Source organism: Rahnella sp. BIGb0603, from assembly GCF_024808755.1.
Lineage (GTDB): Bacteria > Pseudomonadota > Gammaproteobacteria > Enterobacterales > Enterobacteriaceae > Rahnella > Rahnella contaminans.
Genome location: NZ_JANUEX010000006.1, coordinates 147,279 through 169,573 on the forward strand (window position 1 = coordinate 147,279; position 22,295 = coordinate 169,573).

Genomic DNA, 22,295 nt, shown 5'->3' on the forward strand with positions numbered 1-22,295 from the left:
CCTTCTTTGGGTTCCCGTCGTCAGGCCCAGAACGCTGACAACTAGAAGGTATTAGGGGTATGTGCGCTGACTATCCTGCAAATCCGCGTCGAATTATTACTGAAACTGTGTGGGTTCGCGGTGTTAATGGCATAGCTTTGGCCCGCGCGCAGCGGGTAGCTCTGACCGTTGATGGTTAAGATGATTTCTCCTTCGAGCAGGGTGCCGACTTCCTCTCCCTGATGTTTAATTTTGTCGCCCGTTGTGCTGCCGGGTTGATAGGTTTCAAGCAGCATGGCGACCGCGTGGTTTGGCGTGCCGTTATGCACCATTCGCATGGAAACACCCCGGCTGCCGATCTCAATCAAATCTGCCGCATTAATGACGATTCTCGGTTCGTCACTTTTGCGTTCTTCGGCGAAAAACTCCGATAACGACAGCCCGTAAACCCGCAATAACTTTTGCAACGTACTGACGGCGGGGCTGACTTTGTCCTGTTCGATGGTACTGATGGCGCTGTGCGTCAGGCCAGACAACTCGGCGGCTTTACGTTGTGACATGCCCAGTTGCTGACGAATTTCAGAAAGCCGGCGACCAGGCGCCAGACTGACTTCGCTCATCCCTTTATTCCTCTTGTGCGCTCCGGGCCTGATGGCCTTTGCGACACGCCGCGATAAAAGCGTTAAACAGCTGACGGGAAACGGGATCCGTCAGGCTGTGCCATTCCGGATGCCACTGCACACCCAACGCAAACGGGTGACCGCGGACACTCACGGCTTCCACCAGATTGTCCGGCGCACGGGCTTCGACAGCCAGTTCTGCGCCCAGACGTTTCGCTCCCTGACCGTGCAGGGAATTCACCTGAAATTGCTGATAGTCGGGTAATAATTCTGAAAGTAAGCCGCCCGGTTCGATAAATACCGGATGCGCGGGATCGTACTGCGCGTCATGCGGCAATGACGTGTCTTCGCGGTGATCCATAAAGCCGGGTTCTTCCTGCACCTTGCGGTACAAACTGCCGCCGGTCGCGACCACCAGCTCCTGCAAACCACGGCACGCGGCAAACAGCGGAATTTTTTTATCCAGCGTGGCGCGAATTAGCTGCAAACTCAGACGGTCGCGGCCCGGATCGGCCAGCGCTTCAACACCTTCTTCACCGTACTGATGCGGCTCAATATTGCTCGGGCTGCCGGTGAGGAAAATGCCGTCCAGACCGCGCAGTATCTGGTCTATCGCCCCGTCGTGTGCCGCCAGTTCGTGTGGCAGGCAAACGGGCAGGGCGTCGGCGTTAAAAATAGCGTCCAGATACTTCTCGTGGACGGTGAGCGCCGGGTTTTCATCCACCGTGTTTTCGCACATCACAACCCCAATGACCGGTCTGTAGCTTGTCTGTTTTCCTGCGGATGCCGTGGAAAATATATTGCCCATAATACCGCCTCTTTGAGTTGATGAATGTGTCGCCAGCGCGTGCCTCCCCGCACGCAAAGGGTCATAGTCTGTCAATAATAATGAACTCCTGTTGAACAATTTAGCAGCGCACTGATGGCTTTTCAAACTGATATGTTGCGTGATTGTAGGTGTTGCAAATAATTAATGTTACAGCTAGGGTTAATCATATGGCCTATATTTTGAGCACCCCGTGAGGATCCTGACTAATGAGAAGACTGCGTTGAACAGCACAATGAAACGGTAACGCATAACCGGCAGGCATCATGGTGGTGCCATTGACGCCGGAAACCAGCAAATGGCGGAAAACCTATGCAAACGACTGAACTGATGAACGATATTAAGAAAGAGATTAGCGAGAATGAGCCCCTTGCTAAGCCGGTGGAAGAGCGAAGTAGCGCGTTCCAGGATGAAGTATCTCAATACCTGGAGCGTCACCCGCTTACCCTGCACGTCGACGTCCTGCTCACCGATCTCAATGGTTCCTTCCGCGGCAAACGCATTCCTGTCTCCGCCCTGCGCAAACTCGAAAAAGGCTGTTATTTCCCGGCATCGGTCTTCGCCATGGACATTCTCGGTAATGTTGTGGAAGACGCCGGTTTAGGCCAGGAACTGGGCGAACCCGACCGCACCTGTATTCCCGTTCCCGGCACGTTAACGCCTTCGGCTTCTGACCCCGAACACATCGGCCAGCTGCTTCTCACCATGCTTGACGAAGATGGCACTCCCTTTAACGTTGAACCACGCAATGTGCTGAACCATATCTGGCAAACATTGCGCCAGCGGGGCTTATTCCCGGTGGTAGCGGTAGAGCTGGAGTTCTATCTGCTCGACAGGCAGCGGGACGCGGAAGGCTATATTCAGCCGCCGTGTACGCCCGGCACGCAGGAACGTAGCCTGCATACGCAGGTTTATTCCGTCGATAATCTTGATCACTTTGCCGGTGTGCTCAGTGATATTGACCGTCTGGCGCACATCCAGGGTTTACCGGCGGATGGCGCGGTGGCGGAGTCCTCTCCGGGACAATTCGAAATCAATCTGCACCACAGCGAAAATATTCTGCGCGCCTGTGACCATGCCCTGATGCTTAAACGTCTGGTGCGGCTGGTGGCGGAAAATCATGAAATGGACGCCACTTTTATGGCGAAGCCGTATGACGAATATGCGGGAAGCGGGATGCACATCCATCTCAGCATGCTCGATGACAACGGCAAAAATCTGTTCGCCGACGCGAACGGTAAAGATTCCGCGCTGATGCAACGTTCGCTCGCCGGGATGATTGCCCTGATGCCCGCGTCGATGGCCGTTTTAGCGCCCAACGTGAATGCCTTCCGCCGCTTCCAGCCGGGCATGTATGTTCCGACGCAGGCGTCGTGGGGGCACAATAACCGCACCGTCGCACTGCGCGTGCCGTGCAGCGGAACCGCCGATCACCGTGTGGAATACCGCGTGGCCGGTGCCGATGCTAACCCGTATTTGGTGGTCGCCACCGTGCTGGCCGGGATGCTTTACGGGCTGGATAACGATTTGCCGCTGCCTGAACCGGTAACGGGAAACGGTCTGGAGCAGGAAGGGATACCGCTGCCAATCCGCCAGAGCGACGCGTTGTATGATTTTGATGATCAGCCAGCGCTGAAGAAAATCCTCGGCGAACGTTTCTCGCAGGTCTATCACGCCTGTAAATCTGACGAACTGTTGCAGTTCGAACGGCGCGTGACAGAAACAGAGATCGACTGGATGCTTAAAAACGCCTGATCCTCATCATCTCTGGCGTTGCACCAGCGCTGGCCGGGCAAGATGTTTAAAATCGGAAAAGATTTTGTAACTCACCGCCTCTGAATGTTGTCATTTATGCGTGATTTGTGCAAAATACGCAGCACTGCAGATAACCGACGCTTAAAGGCGCCGGTTATTTTTTTTGTATGTGCAGTACCCAAACTAATTCAACAGAGGCCGGACCCAGATCCGGATAGATAACAAGGTTCGTGTGCGACCCCAAATTAACAACGGTCGCCACTATGAGGAAATGTAACATGGGGCAATACTTCAAACCTGTACCGGTGCCCGCCGGTGCTTCTTTCAGCTGCGGCCACATTCGCACAGCCTTCACCTCCGTCATCAGCGATGTGAAGATCTACCCCCCGTTTACTGGTAATAACTCACGAAGTTTTCCCTGTACGTTGCTTTCAGAGGCGTTTAAACGCCCGGTGTCTGCAATTCAGGGAGGACTGAGCCATGTCTGCTAATACTTCTGCCGCTCCGGCGACTCAGCGCGTACAACTGCGTAAAACCCTGACGCTGGTTCAGGTTGTGATGATGGGTCTGGCCTATCTGCAACCGATGACCATTTTCGATACGTTCGGCATTGTGTCCGGCCTGACCGATGGTCACGTCGCGACGGCGTACATCTTTGCGCTGATCGCCGTGCTGTTTACCGCCGTGAGCTACGGCAAACTGGTGCAGCGTTTCCCGTCTGCCGGTTCTGCTTACACTTACGCGCAAAAAGCCATCAGCCCGCACGTCGGCTTTATGGTCGGCTGGTCATCATTGCTGGACTACCTGTTCATGCCGATGATCAACATCCTGCTGGCGAAAATTTACCTGGAAGCCATCTTCCCGGGCGTGCCGTCGTGGATTTTCGTGACTGCACTGGTCGCGATGATGACCGCGTTCAACCTGCGTGGAATCAAAGTGGTGGCTAACCTCAACAGCATCATCGTTGTGGTACAGGTGGCAATCATGGTGGTGTTCCTGGGGCTGCTGGTCCGTGGCGTTTACATGGGCGAGGGCATGGGTACGCTGGCGACTACCAAGCCATTCTTCAGTGAGAATGCGCACGTGGTGCCGATGATCACCGGTGCGACAATTCTGTGCTTCTCGTTCCTGGGCTTCGACGGCATCAGTTCGTTGTCTGAAGAAACACCGAACGCGGGTAAAGTCATCCCGAAAGCGATTTTCCTGACTGCGCTGATTGGCGGCATCATCTTCGTTGTGGTGTCTTACTTCCTGCAGCTTTACTTCCCAGACATCTCGCGCTTTAAAGATCCCGACGCGTCACAACCTGAAATCATGTTGTACGTGGCGGGTAAATTCTTCCAGTCCGTCATCCTGTGCTTTAGCTGCGTCACCGTTCTGGCATCTGGCATGGCCGCGCACGCGGGCGTTTCCCGTCTGCTGTACGTGATGGGCCGTGACGGCGTATTCCCGGAGAAAGTGTTCGGTTACGTGCATCCGAAATGGCGTACCCCGACGTTCAACGTTCTGCTGGTCGGTGTTGTGGCGATGTCTGCCGTGACCTTTGATCTGGTGACCGCCACGGCGCTGATTAACTTCGGTGCGCTGGTGGCCTTCACCTTCGTGAACCTGTCGGTGATTTCCCAGTTCTATATCCGTGAGAAACGTAACCGCACGCTGAAAGACCACGTCAACTACCTGATCCTGCCGGTAATTGGGGCGCTGACTGTGGGTGCGTTGTGGCTGAATCTGGAAGCAAGTTCAATGACGCTGGGCTTAGTCTGGGGCGCGATTGGCCTGGGATATCTGGCGTTCATCACCAATGCGTTCAGGAAACAGCCACCGCAGATGAGCGGGGAGATAGCGCCGGAGGCGTGATTTATAGCCCTTTGAAAAGGGCAGGAAACTTTCTTTTGCAGGAGGCCGCTGTAATGGCGGCTTTTTAAATTTGATCGAGATTGTTTCGGTTTCTTAATTGCAGTGATCACTTAACGCGGTGCGCCGAAACCGGGCAGAGAGGAAAATGCTTTTCCTCTCTGCACTCTCCTCGCTTTTTCAAACACGTGCCATGCATCCCGGCTATGTTTCAGCGGCTTCTGCTATTGCCGCAAAATCCCGCCGCTGCGCGGTGCCCTCCGGTCGGGTTACAACCCGCGCAAAAAGCCGCGCGGTTTTCCACCTCTCCCTCCGGCGTGATTTTTGAACGCGGCCACAGGCTCCTGGGTCACAACTTCACCCGCTCGGATCATTTCAAAAACCTAATACTGTGCTCAATCTACATTTGTTTTCAAAAATGCTGAGATGGCGCGATCAAAAAATCCTGCCGAACGGAGCGGCTTCGAGACCAAAGGCTCGAAGACCGAGTGAGGGCACCGCGCAGCGGCAGGGTTTTGCGCCACACGCGGAACTCGCAGAACACGTCCATCGGCCCAGCGATAGTGTGTGTTTGAAAAAGCGGGGGGAATGCAAAGGGGGAAAGCACTTCCCCCTTTGCTCGGTTTCGGCGCGAAAAGTCAGGCAATCGCAGATTTTGAGAAACCGAAATATTTTCGTTCAAATTTAAAAAGCCGCCATTGCAGCGGCTTCTGTACTCTACGAAGCTAACCGTTTCCCATATTCAAACAGCGCCTTGAGAAGCGCTATCTTCTCCGAATCCCCCTCATGCAAGTTATAGAGCGCCTCAAGCTCTAACGCATAATTCTGGAAACGCTCGTCAGTGAGCTTCGTCTGACGATGCAAGAGCCAGCGCTTTTGCTCGGCGTCTGTCAGCGTTGCGGGGTAATTGCGTGCGCGGAAACGGAACAACAGCGGTTCGATGCGCGAATCATTAAACGTCAGATCCAGCGCCGGAAGGTTTTCCGGGCGTGTCTCCAGGATAATTCGCATTGCGGCGCGATCCGCATCGCTGAAGAAGCCATCGTACAAACGGGCATCCACATCTTCTGAGGGCGTAAAGGGCTCGGCTTCGGCAAACATCGTCACCACTTTTTCACGCACCTGCGGGTTCTGGCGAAGTAACTGTAAATTCTCAAGACAACGCTGACGATCAATGCCCAGACGTTCGGCGTTTTCCGGTAACAGCGTTTTGGCCGGAGCCAGCACCGGACATTTATTGATGTGAACCAGTTTGATCGGCAGCGGAGATTGCCCGGCCTGCAAACTGTCGCGGCGGCTGTACAAGCGCTCGCGCATCTGGTCGGGGTCGAGATCCAACAGCGTGGACATATCGCCTGCCAGATCGCACATGATCACGGCGTTTTTGTTTTCTGGATGCCAGGCCAGCGGCGCGACCCACGCGGTATTACCGCGCGCAGCACCAAACATGCCGGAGACATGCACCAGCGGCGCCATCGCCGGAATATCAATCAGCGTATTGAGTTTGTGCTTGCTGCGGTGCTCAAGCAGGAAGCTGAACAGACGCGGTTGCGCCTGTTTAACCAGTTTTGCCATCGCAATCGTGGCGTAAACATCGGCCATTGCGTCGTGGGCATTTTCATGTTCAATGCCGTTGGCTTTGGTCAGATGTTCAAGACGAAAACTCGGGAAACCGTCGTCGTTTTCCGGCCAGTTGATGCCTTCCGGGCGCAGCGCGTAACAGGCGCGCATCACATCCAGCAAATCCCAGCGGGAATTACCGTTCTGCCAGCTGTAGGCGTACGGGTCATAAAAGTTGCGATAAAGGATATTACGGCTGACTTCGTCGTCGAAACGGATGTTGTTGTAACCCACAATGCAGGTGCCCGGCACGCTAAACGCTTTGTGGATTTGCGCGGTAAACTCGGCTTCGATCACGCCACGTTCCAGCGCAATTTGCGGAGTAATTCCGGTGATCATCACCGCTTCCGGTTCTGGCAGATAATCATCAGAAGGGCGGCAATAAATCACTAACGGTTCTTCAATGATATTGAAATCTTCGTCAGTTCTCACCCCGGCAAACTGCGCCGGGCGGTCCAGCGCCGGATTTTTACCGAATGTCTCGTAATCGTGAAAGTAGAAGGTTTTTTGCGGCTTGTCTGACATTACGAAGATAACCTTATCAGTGCGGAAATAGGGGCGAAACGTTGACTAGGATACCATCCGGCGCAGTGAAGTCATGTCAAAATCCGTGGTGCTGCGGGATAACGTCCAAAACGTCGTAAAATTCAGCATCAATCCGCCAAAACCCTGACTAAAGCAGGGTGATCACCTCAGGTAACTCAGCTAGACTTAACGCCTTCTTTGAATTTTCGCCTTACGGCAGGCTAAACGTGCGTCTCGACAAGAAAATTTCTCCGCTGGATAACGTCATTTACCGTAACTACCGTATTACTCATGCGCTGCGCATCGCGGTGGCGTTTATTCTGACATTCCTGATCGTCCGTTTGACTGAAATCCCCGAAGGCACCTGGCCGCTGATCACGCTGGTGGTGGTCATGGGGCCGATTTCGTTCTGGGGAAATGTAGTTCAGCGCGTGCTGGAACGCATTACCGGTACAGTACTTGGCTCCGTTTCCGGCCTTATCGCGCTGTGGCTTGAGCTGTATTCGCTGCCGGTGATGCTGGTCTGGTGCGGCGTTGTCATGTTTGTCAGCGGATATCTGACGCTCGGCAAACGGCCCTACATGGCGCTGCTGATCGGCATCACGCTGGCGGTGGTGTGCGGCGCAGGACCGGGCGACATGGAGATGGCGCTGTGGCGTTCCGGAGACGTGATTTTCGGTTCCCTGCTGGCTCTGCTGTTTGCCAGCATTTATCCGCAGCGCGCGTTTATTCACTGGCGCATGCAGATGGCCGATTATCTGATGTCGCTCAATAAACTCTACAGCGCGTGGCTGTCGCCGAACATGCTGGAACGTCCGCATCTGCACGGCAAAATGAAAAGTACCATGAGCCAGATGGTGAAAATGCGTTCGCTGTTTGCGCCCGCCAGCAAAGAATCTCATGTGCCGCGCGAGGCGTTTGACGCCATCCAGACGCTCAGCCGTAACCTGTTGTGTACGCTGGAACTGCTGGCCGATGCTTATTGGAGTTCGCGCGAAAGCCATTATCTGATGCTCAATGCCCGCACGCTGCGCAGCGCGCAATTGCTGATGCTCAGCACGCTGGAGAAACTCAGCCTGATGTTGCTCAACGGCACGCGGGGTGATGAAGTGGCAATCAGCCATGAACTGAATGAATCTGCTGAAGAGCTGAAAGCGCTGCTTACCGAGATGAATGCCGCGAATCACCTGGAAGCACAGGTCTACGGTTACGTCTGGCTGAGCACGCAGGTGGCGGAGCAGTTGCGCTCAATGGGCGACCTGATCACCATGGTGATGCAAAAAGAAGAAGCTCAAAATATCAGCGGTAAAACAACGAAAGCATGAAGGGATTTTTGTCTGTGGCCTAAAACGGGTAAGATGGGGCCATTGGACGATTATCTGAGCGTACTGCCCGATTTTTGCTACGCTAGCTATTCCTGTAGCGTCAAATCGGGTTGCGGCAAATCAGTCACTGAATCTGTGTAACTTAATCGAAGGTGTTAAAATGGACAATATCAATAAGCCGAGTTTCCAGGACGTTCTGGAGTTTGTGCGTGTTTTCCGTCGTAAAAACAAATTACAACGCGAAATCGCTGATAACGAAAAGAAAATCCGTGACAACCAGAAACGCGTTCTGCTGCTCGACAACCTGAGTGATTACATCAAACCAGGCATGAGCATCGAAGAAATTCAGGCGATCATTGCTAACATGCGCGGCGACTATGAAGATCGCGTTGATGACTACATCATCCGAAATGCTGACCTGTCGAAAGAACGTCGTGAAATGTCCAAAAAGCTGAAAGCACTGGGCGAAATCAAAGCCAACGAAACCAAATAATTTCGTTGCCGCTTAAAGAGAAAAACCGGGTTTATGCCCGGTTTTTTTTTGCCTGAAATCCGGATTAGCTCAGCGTCCGCACCGGGTTTCCGGCGAGAAATGCCTGAATGTCTTCGACGGCTTCACGAAAATATGCCTGATAGTTGCCGTCGGAAACATAGCCCAGATGTGGCGTTGCCAGCACGTTGGGCAGCACTCTGAAAGGATCGCCAGGCGGCAGCGGTTCTGTTTCGAAAACGTCCAGCCCGGCACCGGCAATCTGCCCGGTTTGCAGGGCGTGCAGCAGGGCAGGCTGATCGACAATCGCGGCGCGCGAGGTATTGATCAGCAATGCGTCGGGTTTCATCAGCGCCAGTTCCGGTGCGCCGAGCAGCCCGCGCGTGCGCTCACTCAGGACCAGATGCACTGACACCACATCGCTGGTTTTCAGCAAGGCTTCTTTCGATGCCGCCAGTTCCACGCCATGCTCAGCGGCGCGTTCGGCGGTCAGGTTCTGGCTCCAGGCGCTGACTTCCATCCCGAATGCCTGCGCAATCAGCGCTACTTTCTGCCCGATTTTACCCAATCCCAGCAGGCCGAGACGTTTGCCGCTTAGCCCGGTGCCGACCGTGCTTTGCCACGGTCCGTTGTGGCGCAGTGCGCTATTTTCCGTCACCAGATGCCGCGCCAGCCCGAGGATCAGCGCCCAGGTCAGCTCAACCGGCGCCGTCGAACCGCTGCCCGTGCCGCAAACCGTCACGCCATTTTCACGGGCGGCGGCCAGATCGACCGACGCGTTGCGCATTCCCGAGGTGACCAGCAGTCGTAGCTTTGGCAGACGGGCAAATAGCGCTGCGCTGAATGGCGTGCGTTCGCGCATGATCACCACAATCTCTGCGTCCTGTAACTGCGCGACCAGGTGGTCTTCATCACTGATATGCTCCGTCAGCGCGCGGCATTCCACCTGCGGCGCGAGTGCCTGCCAGCCGGCCAGAGACAGTGCGACGTTTTGATAATCATCCAGGATCAGGCATTGCATGGGCATGGAACTTCCTCATCTGTAAAAAAGAGATAAAGAGGTATAGCACTGAATTTACGCGGAGGTGAAGCAGGGCGGCCGGTTCTTTTGCAACAGAGTCTTAGCAGGAATACCCGCCCGGCGAAGGGCGGTTATTGATAATGGCATTAATGCAGATGTGAAAGGCTGGCGGCACTGATGCGCAGGCCGTCTTCACCAAATACCATGCAGCGTTGGGCGTCGAACCAGGTTGTCAGGCTCTGATACGGATTAAAGGCCATATCGCCCGGCAGCAGCATTTTAAACCCGTCGATGCCATAACACTGGCCGAACAGATAGGTGCTGTTGCCCAGACGCTCAACCACCTCGCAGTTAAATTCCAGCTGATTTTCGGTTTCATGGGAAAGCAGATGTTCCGGGCGAATGCCCAGCGTCACTTTGTCACCCGCCGCCAGCTCGCGGGTACTCAGCGCCAGCGTCAGGGTTTTCTCCGGCGTCAGGCGCACTTCGAGCCGGTCGGGCTGCCAGCTCAGCACTTCGGCAGGCAGGAAATTCATTTTCGGCGACCCGATAAAACCGGCCACAAACTGATTCACCGGGTTGTAATACAAATCCATCGGTGCGCCCGTTTGCTCGACTTTGCCGTAGTTCATCACCACGATTTTATCGGCCAGCGTCATGGCTTCGGTCTGATCGTGCGTCACATAAACCATGGTGGTTTTCAGTTCCTGATGCAGTTTGGAAATGTGCAGACGCATATCCACGCGCAGTTCGGCATCCAGATTGGAAAGCGGCTCATCGAACATAAAAACCTGCGGATTACGCACAATCGCGCGGCCGATGGCGGTGCGCTGGCGCTGGCCACCGGAAAGCTGCTTCGGCTTTCTGTCCAGCAGATGGGAAAGCTGTAACGTTTTGGCGACCATCTCCACCTGATGGCGGATTTCGTCTTTAGGCACCCCGTTCACTTTCAGGCCGTAACCCATGTTCTCGGCAATCGTCATATGCGGATAGAGCGCGTAAGACTGAAACACCATCGCCACGCCGCGGCGCGACGGGTCAACGTCATTCACCCGTTGCTCGCCGATATACACATCACCTTCCGTTATATCTTCCAGCCCGGCAATCATGCGCAGCAATGTGGATTTTCCGCAGCCGGATGGTCCGACGAACACCGTAAATTCGCCGTCTTCTATATCAATATTGATGCCATGTAACGTCACCGTTTTATCGAAACGCTTAACCACATTTTTAAGCCTGATGCTGGACATGTTTGACCTCGTAATAAATTCATACCGCTGATATTTCGGACTATAACCACCTTGTGTAAACGTTTGCACGAGCGGGTTCGAATTTTGCAGTTGCGATCACACAATACACATCTTTTGGTAGTGATTTTTGGGTTATAAGTCTAACGTATAACACGATATTTATGACGACATTAATCACTTTGTATTCAGCATTTATAAGGTTTGTATCGCTGGGTGTTGATTGGGTGTCGTTGTTATACACACAAAAAATGTTATACCTTCACATCCAGGAGCAACAATGAAAATTACACACCTTACTGCCTTGGTACTGATGTCATTAAGTCTGAGCAGCCAGGCCGTGCGGGCAGCCGAAGGACAGCTACTTGTCTGGGAAGATATTAAGAAATCCTCCGGTATTTCCGATGCTGTAAAAGACTTTGAAAAAGAGAACAACGTCAAAGTTGTGGTGCAGGAAACGCCGTATGCACAACAGACTGAAAAACTGCGTCTCGACGGCCCGGCGGGCATCGGCCCCGACGTGGTTGTGATCCCGAACGACCAGCTCGGCACCGCCGTGGTACAGGGGTTGCTGGCACCGCTGACGCTCGAGAAAGGGTTCACCGACAGCTTTACGCCGTCGGCTATTCACGCGTTCCAGCTCAAGGGCCACACCTATGGCGTGCCGAAAGCCGTTGAAACGCTGGTGCTGATATACAACAAAGATTTGCTGCCCGAAGCCCCGGCGACGCTTGACGAGTATTACACCTTCTCGAAAGCGGAAAGGGCGAAGGGCAAATACGGCCTGCTCGCCAAATTTGACGAAGTCTATTACGCCTACGGCGCGATGGCCTCCATGGGCGGCTACATCTTCGGTAAAGATGCCAAAGGGGAGATCAACGTCGACGATATCGGCCTGAACAAACCGGGCAGCATTGAAGCCGTCACGTACCTGAAGAAATTCTATGCCGACGGTTTATTCCCGGCGGGGATCACCGGCGACAACGGCCTGAACGCCATCGACTCGCTGTTTACTGAGAAGAAAGCCGCCGCCGTGATCACCGGCCCGTGGGCGTTCCAGCCTTATGAAGCCGCTGGCATCAACTACGGCGTGAAAGCGCTGCCGCTGTTGCCGAACGGCAAACCGATGAGCTCATTCCTGGGCGTTAAAGGTTATGCGGTATCGACCTACAGCAAACAAAAACCGCTGGCCGAAAAATTCATCACCTTCATCAACCAGCCGAAATACGCCAAGGTGCGCTACGAAGTGACCAAGGAAATTCCGGCACTGACGGCGCTGGTGAATGACCCGATGATCAAAAATGACGAGAAAGCCAATGCGGTAGCCGAGCAGTCAACCCGCGCCACAGCGATGCCCGGCGTACCTGAAATGCAGGAAGTCTGGGGTCCGGCGAACAACGGGATCCAGCTGGGCGTAACCGGCAAACAGCCGGTGGACGCAGCGCTCAATGACGCCGTGAAAAATATCCAGATGCAGATTGAAGCCGCGAAAGCCAGCAACGAGTGATCTGCGGGTAACAGCATCGGCAACCGCATCTGAAACGGCTGTACGTCTGAAAAGAGGGAGTGATTTCACTCCCTCACAGTGAAAGGAATATCTTTGTGTCTATGCGTCTTCATGAGGAAAACCAGGAGCCACTGTCTGCCCGCCATCACGCGCCGGTGGCACTGGCTTTGGCATTCATTCCCGGTTTTGGTCAGTTCTATAACCGGCAATGGGCCAAGGGAATTCTGTTTTTTATCATTCTGTTTTGTTTCGTTGGTGTTTTTTATGATTTCCTGCAACAGGGAATGTGGGGGCTTTATACGCTGGGGGAAGAAGTTCCTCGCGATAACTCGATATTCCTGCTGGCGAAAGGAATTATCAGCGTATTAATTGGTGCGTTTGGCGCAGGCTTTTATTACTGGAGCCTGCGTGATGCGTGGATTAACGGAAAACGCCGCGATGCGGGCAGGGAATTACCCAGCGTCAGAAAGCAATATCATTTGCTCCTGCGCGAAGGTTTCCCGTATTTAATGATTACGCCCGGTTTTATTCTGCTGGTCTTCGTGGTGGTGTTCCCGATTATCTTCGGCTTCTCCATTGCCTTTACCAATTACAATTTATATCACACGCCGCCGGCTAAATTAGTTGACTGGGTGGGATTCAAAAACTTTATTAATATCTTCACGCTCAATATCTGGCGTTCAACGTTACTCGACGTTTTACAGTGGACCGTCGTCTGGACCGTGCTGGCGACCACGCTGCAATGCACCGTCGGCGTGATGCTGGCGATTCTGGTGAACCAGAAAGATCTGCGCTTCAAGGCGCTTATCCGCACGGTGCTTATCCTGCCGTGGGCGGTGCCGGGCTTCGTTACCATTCTGGTCTTCGCCGGGATGTTCAACGACTCGTTTGGCGTGATTAACAACGGGATACTGGCGGCGTTAGGCATTGAACCTAAAGCGTGGATGACCGATCCGTTCTGGACCAAAACGGCACTGATCATGATGCAGACCTGGCTCGGTTTCCCGTTTGTCTTTGCCATGACCACCGGCGTATTACAGGCGATCCCTAACGACCTGTACGAAGCCGCCACGATGGACGGAGCCAGTACCTGGAAGAAATTAAAAACCATTACGCTGCCGCTGGTATTGTATTCCATTGCGCCAATTATTATCACGCAATACACCTTCAACTTTAATAACTTCAATATTATCTATCTGTTTAATAACGGCGGCCCGGCCGTAGCGGGATCGAATGCAGGCGGAACGGATATTCTGGTGTCATGGATTTATAAACTCACCATGTCTTCCTCGCAATATGCGATTGCCGCGACCATTACGATTTTGCTGTCGATATTTGTTGTCGGTATTGCGCTGTGGCAATTCCGTTCAACCAATTCATTTAAACAAGATGATATGGCGTAAGCGGGAGCAAACTGATGAATAAGAACAGCAGTATTAAAAGAAACCGGTTTATCCGCCTGTCGCTGAGTTATTTCCTGTTACTGATTGTGGCGGTCATTATTATTTATCCCCTGATCTGGACCGTCGGCGCGTCGCTGAATGCCGGGAACAGTCTGCTCAGCACGTCGATTATTCCGGAGAACCTCTCCTTCCAGCATTACAAAGACCTGTTCAACGGTCAGGTGAATTACATGGCGTGGTACTGGAACTCGATGAAAATCAGTTTTCTGACCATGGTGCTGACGCTGATTTGCGTCAGCTTCACCGCCTATTCCTTCTCACGCTTTCGCTTTAAAGGGCGCAAAGACGGGCTGATGCTGTTTCTGTTATTGCAGATGATCCCGCAGTTCTCGGCGCTGATCGCCATTTTCGTACTGGCACAACTGCTCGGCCTGATCAACAGCCATCTGGCGCTTGTGCTGATTTACGTCGGCGGCATGATCCCGATGAACACCTATCTGATGAAAGGGTATCTGGACGCAATCCCGAAAGATTTGGATGAATCGGCACGCATGGACGGCGCGGGGAATTTCCGCATTTTTATCGAGATCATTATGCCGCTGTCGAAGCCGATTCTGGCGGTGATTGCGCTGTTTTCCTTCACCGGGCCGTTGGGCGATTTCATTCTCTCCAGCACCATTTTGCGCACGCCGGATAAATACACGCTGCCGATTGGTCTCTACAACCTGGTCGCACAGAAAATGGGCGCGAGCTACACCACGTATGCAGCGGGCGCGGTGCTGATTGCCGTGCCGGTGGCGATTTTCTATCTCGCCTTACAAAAATACTTCGTCTCCGGCCTGACCGCTGGCAGCACCAAAGGATAATCACATGACTCTCTTTACTCAGAAGATTTTCACGAAAAGCGCCGTGGCCTGTGTGCTGCTGGCGATGTCTTTTTCCTGTGTGGCACAGGACGTGGTCATCAAAAAAGTCGCCAATGTCCCGGCGGATTTCATTAAGGGCGCGGATATTTCCACGCTGATTGACGTGGAAAAACACGGCGGCAAGTTCTACGACCAGAACCACAAACAGACCGACGCGATGGTGATCCTCAGACAGAACGGTTTCAACTACGTGCGTCTGCGGCTGTGGGTGGATCCGAAGGATGCACAGGGGCATCCGTACGGCGGCGGCAACAACGACCTGGCGACCACGCTGGAACTGGCGAAACGCGCCAAAGCGCAGGGTTTTAAAATCCTGCTCGATTTCCACTACAGCGACTTCTGGACCGATCCCGGTAAACAGTTCAAGCCGAAAGCCTGGGAAAAAATGGATTATCCGCAGCTGAAAACTGCCATTCATGATTACAGCCGTGACGTGATTGCGCAGTTTCGTCAGCAGGGCGTTGTGCCGGATATGGTGCAGGTCGGCAATGAAATGAACGGCGGAATTTTGTGGCCGGAAGGAAAAAGCTGGGGCGCGGGCGGCGGCGAATTTGACCGTCTGGCCGGGCTGCTGAATGCGGCGATCTCCGGTGTCAGGGCCGACGAGAAAAACCCTTCAGACATCAAAATCATGCTGCATCTGGCCGAAGGCACCAAGAACGACACCTTCCGCTGGTGGTTCGATGAAATCAACCAGCGCAAGGTGCCTTACGACGTTATCGGCCTGTCGTTTTATACCTACTGGAATGGCCCGATTTCTGCGTTACAGGCCAACATGGACGACATCAGCAAACGCTACAACAAAGACGTGATCGTGGTCGAAGTGGCTTACGGCTACACCCTTGAAAACTGCGATGCCGCGGAGAACAGTTTCACCGCCAAAGAAGCTAAAGACGGCGGCTATCCGGGCACCGTACAGGGGCAGGCCGATTTCCTCAGCGACATGATCAAAAGCCTGGTGAGCGTGCCCGGGCATCGCGGCAAAGGCCTGTTCTACTGGGAACCTACGTGGATCCCGGTTAACGGCGCAGGCTGGGCAACACCGGCGGGCATGACCTACATCAACGACCACTGGAAAGAGGGCAATGCCCGTGAAAATCAGGCGCTGTTTGGCTGCGGCGGTCAGGTTCTTCCTTCCATTAAAGTCTTCAACTGATCTCCTTTTCCCCGGCTAATTTGGCCGGGGAGTTTTATTTCTTAAAGTTCGTAAGGACCTAACATGACGAAATACCCTCTTCTGAGCAGTAAGATTTCCGGCCTGTTACACGGCGCGGATTACAACCCGGAACAGTGGCTGCAAAGCCCGGAAGTACTGATTCGCGATGTCCAAATGATGAAAGAGGCGCGCTGTAATGTCATGTCTGTCGGGATTTTCAGCTGGTCTGCGCTGGAACCTGAAGAAGGACGTTATACCTTTGACTGGATGGATCAGGTGCTGGACAGATTGCATGAAAACGGCATTTCGGTGTTTCTGGCCACGCCAAGCGGCGCGCGTCCGGCGTGGATGTCGCAAAAATACCCGGAAGTGTTACGCGTCGGGCGTGACCGCGTAAAAGCGCTGCACGGCGGGCGTCATAACCACTGCATGACCTCGCCGGTGTACCGCGACAAAGTGCAGCAGATGAACACGGCGCTGGCAAAACGTTACGCGCATCATCCGGCGGTGATCGGCTGGCATATTTCCAACGAATACGGCGGCGAATGCCATTGTGACTTGTGTCAGGAACGGTTCCGTGGCTGGGTAAAAGCCCGATATGAAACCCTCGACGCGCTGAATACCGCCTGGTGGAGCACCTTCTGGAGCCACACGTACACCGACTGGTCGCAGATCGAATCACCGTCACCGCAGGGCGAAAGCGGGGTGCATGGTCTGAATCTCGACTGGCGTCGCTTTAATACCGATCAGGTCACGCGTTTTTACAGCGAAGAGATCCACCCGCTGAAAGCCGAAAACCCGGCATTACCGGCGACCACTAATTTCATGGAATATTTCTACGACTACGATTACTGGAAACTCGCCAGCGTGCTGGATTTCATTTCGTGGGACAGCTACCCGATGTGGCACACGCGCAAAGACGATATCGGGCTGGCGGCGTACACCGCGATGTATCACGACCTGATGCGCACGCTCAAAAAAGGCCAGCCGTTCGTGCTGATGGAATCGACGCCGAGCTTCACCAACTGGCAGCCGACCAGCAAACTGAAAAAACCGGGGATGCACATTTTGTCCTCGCTACAGGCGGTCGGGCACGGTGCGGATTCGGTGCAGTATTTCCAGTGGCGCAAAAGCCGCGGTTCTTCCGAGAAATTCCACGGCGCTGTGGTGGATCACGTCGGGCACATTAATACCCGCGTCGGTCGCGAAGTGGCGGAACTCGGCACTATTCTCTCGGCCTTAGCGCCGGTCGCGGGCAGCCGCGTGGAAGCTAAAGTTGCGATCATATTTGACTGGGAAAGCCGCTGGGCGATGGACGATGCGATGGGGCCGCGCAACGCCGGATTGCATTATGAAAACACCGTGGCCGCGCATTATCAGGCACTGTGGGCGCAGGGCATTGCGGTTGACGTGATCAACGCCGACTGCGCACTGGACGGTTACGACTTAGTCATCGCCCCGATGTTGTACATGGTGCGCGAAGGCGTCGGTGAGCGGATCAGCGCCTTTGTGCAGGCGGGCGGGCGCTTCGTCGCCACTTACTGGAGCGGCATCGTCAACGAAACGGATTTGTGTTTCCTCAACGGATTCCCGGGTCCATTGCGTCCGGTGCTGGGCATCTGGGCGGAAGAAATCGACAGCCTGACAGACGAACAGCACAACAGCGTTTGCGGTATTGAAGGCAACGCGCTGGGGCTGAACGGGCCGTATCAGGTTTCCGAATTGTGCGAAGTGATCCACCTCGAAGGGGCGGCAGCGCTGGCTACTTACGGCGATGATTTCTACGCCGGAACGCCTGCGGTGACCGTGAATCTGTACGGCAAAGGTCAGGCGTATTATGTGGCATCGCGCAACGATCAACAGTTCCAGGCGGATTTTTTCACCGCGCTGGCGAAAGAGATGAACCTGCCGCGCGCCATCAGCACGACGCTGCCGGAAGGTGTCACCGCCGCACGCCGTACCGACGGCAAAAGTGAATTCATCTTCCTGCAAAACTATTGCAGCGACAGCCAGACCGTCAGTTTGCCGGGCGATTATCAGGATATGGTTCACGGCGGAATATTGCCGCACAAATTAACGTTACCGGCATTCGGTTGCCAGATACTGACGCGTAAAGTCTCCCGATAATTTTCAATCACCAACGTGCAGCGGGGAATATTCCCTTCTGCACGTTTTTTCATTTCTGAAAGAGGGTATTCATTATGGTTAATATAAAAGATTTCATGCATGTTTTTTCCGCAAAGAATAAAAACCCTAAAGATGACGTTCCGCCGTCAACGGACGTGGCGTTATTAATTGATGCGTTAGGCGGACGCGAGAATATTATTAACGTCGATGCGTGTATCACACGACTGCGCGTTACGGTGAAAGAACTCCGGCGGGTTAATTCCGGTGCTATCCAGCAGACCGGCGCGATTGGCGTGGTGATCATCGGGCAGGAAGTCCATGCGATATTCGGTAAGCAGTCCGACAGCCTGAAGAAACTCATGACCGAGAAATTTGGCTTAAAAAGTCAGTAATCGGGTCTGGTTTTAATTTGGCGTATTAAATAAAAGAAGAACATTGAAATAAATAAAGGCAGCCCGACACAAGGCTGCCTTAATTGTTTACTGCTTTATTTTAAATAATGATGCTGCTGTGCGGGTACAAAAACGTCACGATCCCCTACAAGAGAAAATGCGTTAAACCCTGAGCGTTTATTACAATGAGGATTACTGTTTTAATTAACGACTATAACTATTTCCAAAGTTATTGGAGTTGCAGCAAGGCGGCAAGTGAGCGAATCCCGATGAGCTGACTGATGTCAGTGATTCGGGTGAGCAAACGCAGCTAACGCAGTTGCAGCTTCAGGAACGAAGGAAATTTACCACCAGGCTTCTACCTGCACACCAAAGTTCCACGTATCGGATTTGGTGTGATCTTCAAACGTATTGCCGTGCTCTGAATCATTCAGGTAAGAGGCGAACACGCGCAGTTCCGGGCGTGACATAAACTCAGGACCGGCCGCCAGACCCATCGCCAGCGTATATTTCTGCCCGCCTTGCTTATAGTTGGTGCCATTCTTGTAATCGTCTTTCTGGTAGAACGTACCGACTTCACCGATGGTGCGCACGTAATCCGTCCACTGATATTGCGCACGGCCAACCAGAGAAACCAGCTCGGTAGTGTCGGTGTAATCCGTGATATTTTCCGCATGGCCGTAAGTCAGCACATGGTTGAGGCTGAACTTGCTGGTGATCGGGATAAGACCGGTGATGATGCCGCGATAACCGCTGGCGTCGTTGGTGTAGTTCCACATGTCATACCAGCCGCCGCCCTGGGAAATCATGTTCTGCGCCAGACCTTTGTTCGCGTACTGTAAAACCAGCTTGTTGTAGCCGCCCCACATGTCCTGGCTGATTTCTCCGGTCAGCATCACGCCATTTTCCGCGTCATACAGGCCGCCGTAGTCTTTCTGATCATGCGTCAGGTTCGGCATGGCGTAGTCGGCACCGACTTCCATCCACGCGCCGCTCCAGGGTTTGATACCGGCATAACGCACGTCGATGTAGTTAATATTGACATCGTTATCGCCGTCTACGCGGTAATCCACATCATTGGCATCGCCGCGGATCCAGGCCACTGACAGCGCGCCTTCGCCCATTTTCAGGTTTTCCACACCGGCGCCTGCACCGGAAATGTTCCAGTATTTGGTATCGATGATATGTAAATCATGGCGCTGGTAATAACGTTTACCGCCCCAGATCACCGCATCTTTGTCCCACGGCACCAGCCCTTTGATTTGCAGATTCAGCTGACGCAGGCCAAATTGCGCATCATCATTGAGCGTGTTTTCGTCATCGTTGGACCCGTCTGACACCATGCTGACCATGGAATCGACGTAAAAACTCACATCGTCCTTTTTGTAAACTTCACTGCCCAGTTCGATTTCGCCGTAAGTGTCATTTTCGTTGCCCAGACGACCGACTTTGTTTTTCTGAAACTGCTCCAGACTGCCGCTGCCGGAAACGCCCAATCCGGAACGCAGATATCCATGAAAATCAATGTCGTTAGCCACTGCGGGGCCTGTCACCAGCCCAAGAGAGACCGCCACAGCCAGAGTACGTAAGTTGTGTTTCATTATTTTTCCTTATTGATGTATGACGTTCACATTTACGGAATCTATAAGATACCCAGAAACAATAATGATCAATTTAACACAGTGTGAATTGTGAGTTAGATCCACAAGTTGTGTGTTTAAAATAAGCGTCTGGTGATTTAAATCACGAATTTAACGAATGTTAACGTATAACTTTTAAGTCAAACGGTTCTCAGATTGAACTTTTAAATGAGATCCCGTACTTTGGCTCGATTATCATGAGATTGCGTAAAATCACGGGCTGCAAAACGGGAAAAGCATGAAATCGAAAAGTTCGACATTAGAAGACGTTGCCCGCTATGCCGGTGTTTCCTATCAGACGGTTTCGCGTGTTTTAAACAAATCGGCCAACGTATCCGACGCTACGCGCCAGAAAGTTGAGCAGGCGATTGAAGTGCTGCGTTATGTACCCAACCGGCTGGCGCAGCAGTTAGTGGGAAAACAGAGTTTTACGATAGGGCTGGTGACGACCTCGCTGGCGTTGCACGCTCCGTCGCAAATTGCCGCTTCGGTGAAGAAATATGCCCACCAGGCCGGGTATCAGGTACTGATTTCAATGATTGACGAGGACGTGAATCAGAGCATTCAGGACTCCATTAACGAGCTGAAATCACAGCGGGTTGAGCGCGTGATCATCAACATTCCGCTGGAAAGTGCCGAAGCCGAACGCATTTACGAGAACAACCGCGACATTCTTTGCCTGTTTCTGGATGTGGATCCGACCAGCCCGGTGTTTAACGTTTGCTTTAATCCGGCCGACGGTTCGCGCGCCAGCGTGGAATATCTGCTTGATTTGGGGCATCGTGAATTTGCCTTGCTGGCCGGGCCGGAAGAGTCGGTGTCTTCGCGTCTGCGTCTGGAAAGCTGGCAGAAAACGCTGACCGAAAAAGGATTACAGCCGGTGACGGTGGTTCACGGCGACTGGAGTGCCAAAAGCGGTTACTACGGCGCGTTGCAGATTTTGCGGGAGACGCCGCAGTTTACGGCCCTGCTGGTAGGGAATGACCAGATGGCGCTGGGCGTGATCAGCGCGCTGCATCAGCACAACGTGGCGATCCCGCAACAGGTTTCTATTATCGGCTACGACGACACCTACGACAGCGCATTCTTCCATCCGGCGCTGACCACGGTTTCTCTGGATCTCGATTTGCAAAGCAAAGAAGCCGTCGGGCTTTTGCTGGCAGCGGAGCCTGATACGACGTCGCGTATTTTGCCTGCGCAACTGGTCGTGCGAAATTCCACGCGCGCGCCGGGACAGCCGGACAAAGACCTTAACCAGATCGCCGATCAGCTCGATAAACTCGCCCGACAGCTGCGCGGCCAGTGACGTCCGGCAGATGTAAATAAAGATTTCAGAATGCTTTTGATAGCGTTTAAGATATGAAAAATTTCAAACGATAAACAAAAGGATATGACGGAATGACCGTATGGCAGTGTTTTGTTCGGGGCTGGAAAGGGTACGTGAAGTTTGAAGGGCGTGCGACCCGCAAAGAGTTTTGGGTGTTCACGCTGGTCAATATCTTGCTGATGATTTTGCTGACGGGGACTGTGGCGACCGTGATGGCGCTGGCGGGAAACCCTTACGGCGTGTTCTATGCCGGTATGGCCTACACTATTTACGCCCTGGCGCTGGCATTACCGATCCTGGCGGTCGGCATCCGCCGTATGCACGACATCAACCGCTCCGGCTGGTGGTTCGGCGGTGTTTATCTGGCAGGTATTGTGTCGCGTTTGCTCAACATGATCCTGATGGAATACGCGTCACCGGAAACCTATGTCTGGATGAAAATTACGCTGGGTATCGTGCTCGGCTGGATCCCGCTGCTCGTGATGATTTACCTGTGCTGCGTGAAATCCAAACCGTCACCGGAAGCAGATAACCGCATCGTCCGTTAAGCCTGTT

Annotated in this window: 18 protein-coding genes; 12 read left to right on the top strand and 6 right to left on the bottom strand. The window is 53.4% G+C overall.

Annotated features, from left to right (window positions below; all coding sequences use genetic code 11):
- Positions 1–41: 41 nt before the first annotated feature.
- Positions 42–599, bottom strand: coding sequence for an HTH-type transcriptional regulator PuuR (gene puuR / locus M2403_RS17355; RefSeq protein ID WP_152324107.1), 558 nt, complete (start codon positions 597–599; stop codon positions 42–44).
- Positions 600–603: 4 nt separating this feature from the next.
- Complete coding sequence (gene puuD / locus M2403_RS17360; RefSeq protein ID WP_259230272.1) at positions 604–1,407, bottom strand: gamma-glutamyl-gamma-aminobutyrate hydrolase; 804 nt, start codon at positions 1,405–1,407, stop codon at positions 604–606.
- Between the two features lie 348 nt (positions 1,408–1,755).
- Between puuD and M2403_RS17365 the strand changes: the two genes are divergently transcribed.
- Positions 1,756–3,180, top strand: coding sequence for a glutamine synthetase family protein (locus M2403_RS17365; RefSeq protein ID WP_259230391.1), 1,425 nt, complete (start codon positions 1,756–1,758; stop codon positions 3,178–3,180).
- Positions 3,181–3,660: 480 nt separating this feature from the next.
- Complete coding sequence (locus tag M2403_RS17370) at positions 3,661–5,037, top strand: APC family permease (protein WP_152324105.1); 1,377 nt, start codon at positions 3,661–3,663, stop codon at positions 5,035–5,037.
- A gap of 714 nt (positions 5,038–5,751) precedes the next feature.
- On the opposite strand, the gene sbcB is transcribed toward M2403_RS17370, so the two are convergent.
- On the bottom strand, positions 5,752–7,179 hold the full coding sequence (sbcB, locus tag M2403_RS17375) for an exodeoxyribonuclease I (protein WP_259230273.1): 1,428 nt from the start codon (positions 7,177–7,179) through the stop codon (positions 5,752–5,754).
- Positions 7,180–7,406: 227 nt separating this feature from the next.
- On the opposite strand from sbcB, the gene M2403_RS17380 reads away from it, so the two are divergent.
- Together M2403_RS17380 and tmaR are read left to right on the top strand one after the other, a co-directional pair.
- Positions 7,407–8,504 (top strand): FUSC family protein, encoded by a 1,098-nt coding sequence (locus M2403_RS17380; protein WP_152326829.1) that lies wholly within the window; start codon positions 7,407–7,409, stop codon positions 8,502–8,504.
- A gap of 160 nt (positions 8,505–8,664) precedes the next feature.
- On the top strand, positions 8,665–8,997 hold the full coding sequence (gene tmaR / locus M2403_RS17385) for a PTS system regulator TmaR (protein ID WP_152326830.1): 333 nt from the start codon (positions 8,665–8,667) through the stop codon (positions 8,995–8,997).
- A 64-nt stretch (positions 8,998–9,061) separates the two neighbouring features.
- Here the strand turns inward: tmaR and M2403_RS17390 are convergent, their stop codons facing one another.
- Together M2403_RS17390 and M2403_RS17395 are read right to left on the bottom strand one after the other, a co-directional pair.
- The gene (locus M2403_RS17390; protein WP_259230275.1) at positions 9,062–10,021 is read right to left on the bottom strand and encodes a D-2-hydroxyacid dehydrogenase family protein; all 960 of its coding nucleotides are present in this window, start codon (positions 10,019–10,021) and stop codon (positions 9,062–9,064) included.
- Between the two features lie 140 nt (positions 10,022–10,161).
- Complete coding sequence (locus tag M2403_RS17395; protein WP_208950607.1) at positions 10,162–11,265, bottom strand: ABC transporter ATP-binding protein; 1,104 nt, start codon at positions 11,263–11,265, stop codon at positions 10,162–10,164.
- A gap of 277 nt (positions 11,266–11,542) precedes the next feature.
- On the opposite strand from M2403_RS17395, the gene M2403_RS17400 reads away from it, so the two are divergent.
- The 6 genes from M2403_RS17400 to M2403_RS17425 all read left to right on the top strand — a co-directional run bounded on the left by M2403_RS17400 (position 11,543) and on the right by M2403_RS17425 (position 18,773).
- Entirely contained in the window at positions 11,543–12,769 is a 1,227-nt protein-coding gene (locus M2403_RS17400; protein WP_152326833.1) for an extracellular solute-binding protein, read from the top strand.
- Positions 12,770–12,870: 101 nt separating this feature from the next.
- Positions 12,871–14,172, top strand: coding sequence for a carbohydrate ABC transporter permease (locus tag M2403_RS17405; protein WP_259230393.1), 1,302 nt, complete (start codon positions 12,871–12,873; stop codon positions 14,170–14,172).
- 14 nt (positions 14,173–14,186) lie between these two features.
- Entirely contained in the window at positions 14,187–15,038 is an 852-nt protein-coding gene (locus tag M2403_RS17410; RefSeq protein WP_195812667.1) for a sugar ABC transporter permease, read from the top strand.
- Positions 15,039–15,102: 64 nt separating this feature from the next.
- Positions 15,103–16,254: an arabinogalactan endo-beta-1,4-galactanase gene (locus M2403_RS17415; protein WP_374101273.1), complete on the top strand. Its 1,152-nt coding sequence runs from the start codon at positions 15,103–15,105 to the stop codon at positions 16,252–16,254.
- 63 nt (positions 16,255–16,317) lie between these two features.
- Complete coding sequence (locus M2403_RS17420; RefSeq protein WP_259230281.1) at positions 16,318–18,381, top strand: beta-galactosidase; 2,064 nt, start codon at positions 16,318–16,320, stop codon at positions 18,379–18,381.
- A gap of 74 nt (positions 18,382–18,455) precedes the next feature.
- The gene (locus M2403_RS17425) at positions 18,456–18,773 is read left to right on the top strand and encodes a glucose PTS transporter subunit EIIB (protein ID WP_101075845.1); all 318 of its coding nucleotides are present in this window, start codon (positions 18,456–18,458) and stop codon (positions 18,771–18,773) included.
- Positions 18,774–19,117: 344 nt separating this feature from the next.
- On the opposite strand, the gene M2403_RS17430 is transcribed toward M2403_RS17425, so the two are convergent.
- Positions 19,118–20,374 carry a maltoporin gene (locus M2403_RS17430; protein ID WP_152326838.1) on the bottom strand — a complete coding sequence of 419 codons (1,257 nt, stop codon included), beginning with the start codon at positions 20,372–20,374 and terminating at the stop codon, positions 19,118–19,120.
- 277 nt (positions 20,375–20,651) lie between these two features.
- On the opposite strand from M2403_RS17430, the gene M2403_RS17435 reads away from it, so the two are divergent.
- Entirely contained in the window at positions 20,652–21,719 is a 1,068-nt protein-coding gene (locus M2403_RS17435) for a LacI family DNA-binding transcriptional regulator (protein WP_217152279.1), read from the top strand.
- A gap of 92 nt (positions 21,720–21,811) precedes the next feature.
- A complete protein-coding gene (locus M2403_RS17440; RefSeq protein WP_152326840.1) occupies positions 21,812–22,288 on the top strand; it encodes a DUF805 domain-containing protein in 477 nt (158 codons plus the stop codon).
- The last annotated feature ends 7 nt before the right edge of the window (positions 22,289–22,295 follow it).

What these genes read in the sequence shown, in the direction of transcription:
- puuR (WP_152324107.1), bottom strand. Translation starts at nt 599, where the DNA reads ATGAGCGAAGTCAGTCTGGCGCCTGGTCGCCGGCTTTCTGAAATTCGT.
- puuD (WP_259230272.1), bottom strand. Translation starts at nt 1,407, where the DNA reads ATGGGCAATATATTTTCCACGGCATCCGCAGGAAAACAGACAAGCTAC.
- M2403_RS17365 (WP_259230391.1), top strand. Translation starts at nt 1,756, where the DNA reads ATGAACGATATTAAGAAAGAGATTAGCGAGAATGAGCCCCTTGCTAAG.
- M2403_RS17370 (WP_152324105.1), top strand. Translation starts at nt 3,661, where the DNA reads ATGTCTGCTAATACTTCTGCCGCTCCGGCGACTCAGCGCGTACAACTG.
- sbcB (WP_259230273.1), bottom strand. Translation starts at nt 7,179, where the DNA reads ATGTCAGACAAGCCGCAAAAAACCTTCTACTTTCACGATTACGAGACA.
- tmaR (WP_152326830.1), top strand. Translation starts at nt 8,665, where the DNA reads ATGGACAATATCAATAAGCCGAGTTTCCAGGACGTTCTGGAGTTTGTG.
- M2403_RS17390 (WP_259230275.1), bottom strand. Translation starts at nt 10,021, where the DNA reads ATGCCCATGCAATGCCTGATCCTGGATGATTATCAAAACGTCGCACTG.
- M2403_RS17395 (WP_208950607.1), bottom strand. Translation starts at nt 11,265, where the DNA reads ATGTCCAGCATCAGGCTTAAAAATGTGGTTAAGCGTTTCGATAAAACG.
- M2403_RS17400 (WP_152326833.1), top strand. Translation starts at nt 11,543, where the DNA reads ATGAAAATTACACACCTTACTGCCTTGGTACTGATGTCATTAAGTCTG.
- M2403_RS17405 (WP_259230393.1), top strand. Translation starts at nt 12,871, where the DNA reads ATGCGTCTTCATGAGGAAAACCAGGAGCCACTGTCTGCCCGCCATCAC.
- M2403_RS17410 (WP_195812667.1), top strand. Translation starts at nt 14,187, where the DNA reads ATGAATAAGAACAGCAGTATTAAAAGAAACCGGTTTATCCGCCTGTCG.
- M2403_RS17415 (WP_374101273.1), top strand. Translation starts at nt 15,103, where the DNA reads ATGTCTTTTTCCTGTGTGGCACAGGACGTGGTCATCAAAAAAGTCGCC.
- M2403_RS17420 (WP_259230281.1), top strand. Translation starts at nt 16,318, where the DNA reads ATGACGAAATACCCTCTTCTGAGCAGTAAGATTTCCGGCCTGTTACAC.
- M2403_RS17425 (WP_101075845.1), top strand. Translation starts at nt 18,456, where the DNA reads ATGGTTAATATAAAAGATTTCATGCATGTTTTTTCCGCAAAGAATAAA.
- M2403_RS17430 (WP_152326838.1), bottom strand. Translation starts at nt 20,374, where the DNA reads ATGAAACACAACTTACGTACTCTGGCTGTGGCGGTCTCTCTTGGGCTG.
- M2403_RS17435 (WP_217152279.1), top strand. Translation starts at nt 20,652, where the DNA reads ATGAAATCGAAAAGTTCGACATTAGAAGACGTTGCCCGCTATGCCGGT.
- M2403_RS17440 (WP_152326840.1), top strand. Translation starts at nt 21,812, where the DNA reads ATGACCGTATGGCAGTGTTTTGTTCGGGGCTGGAAAGGGTACGTGAAG.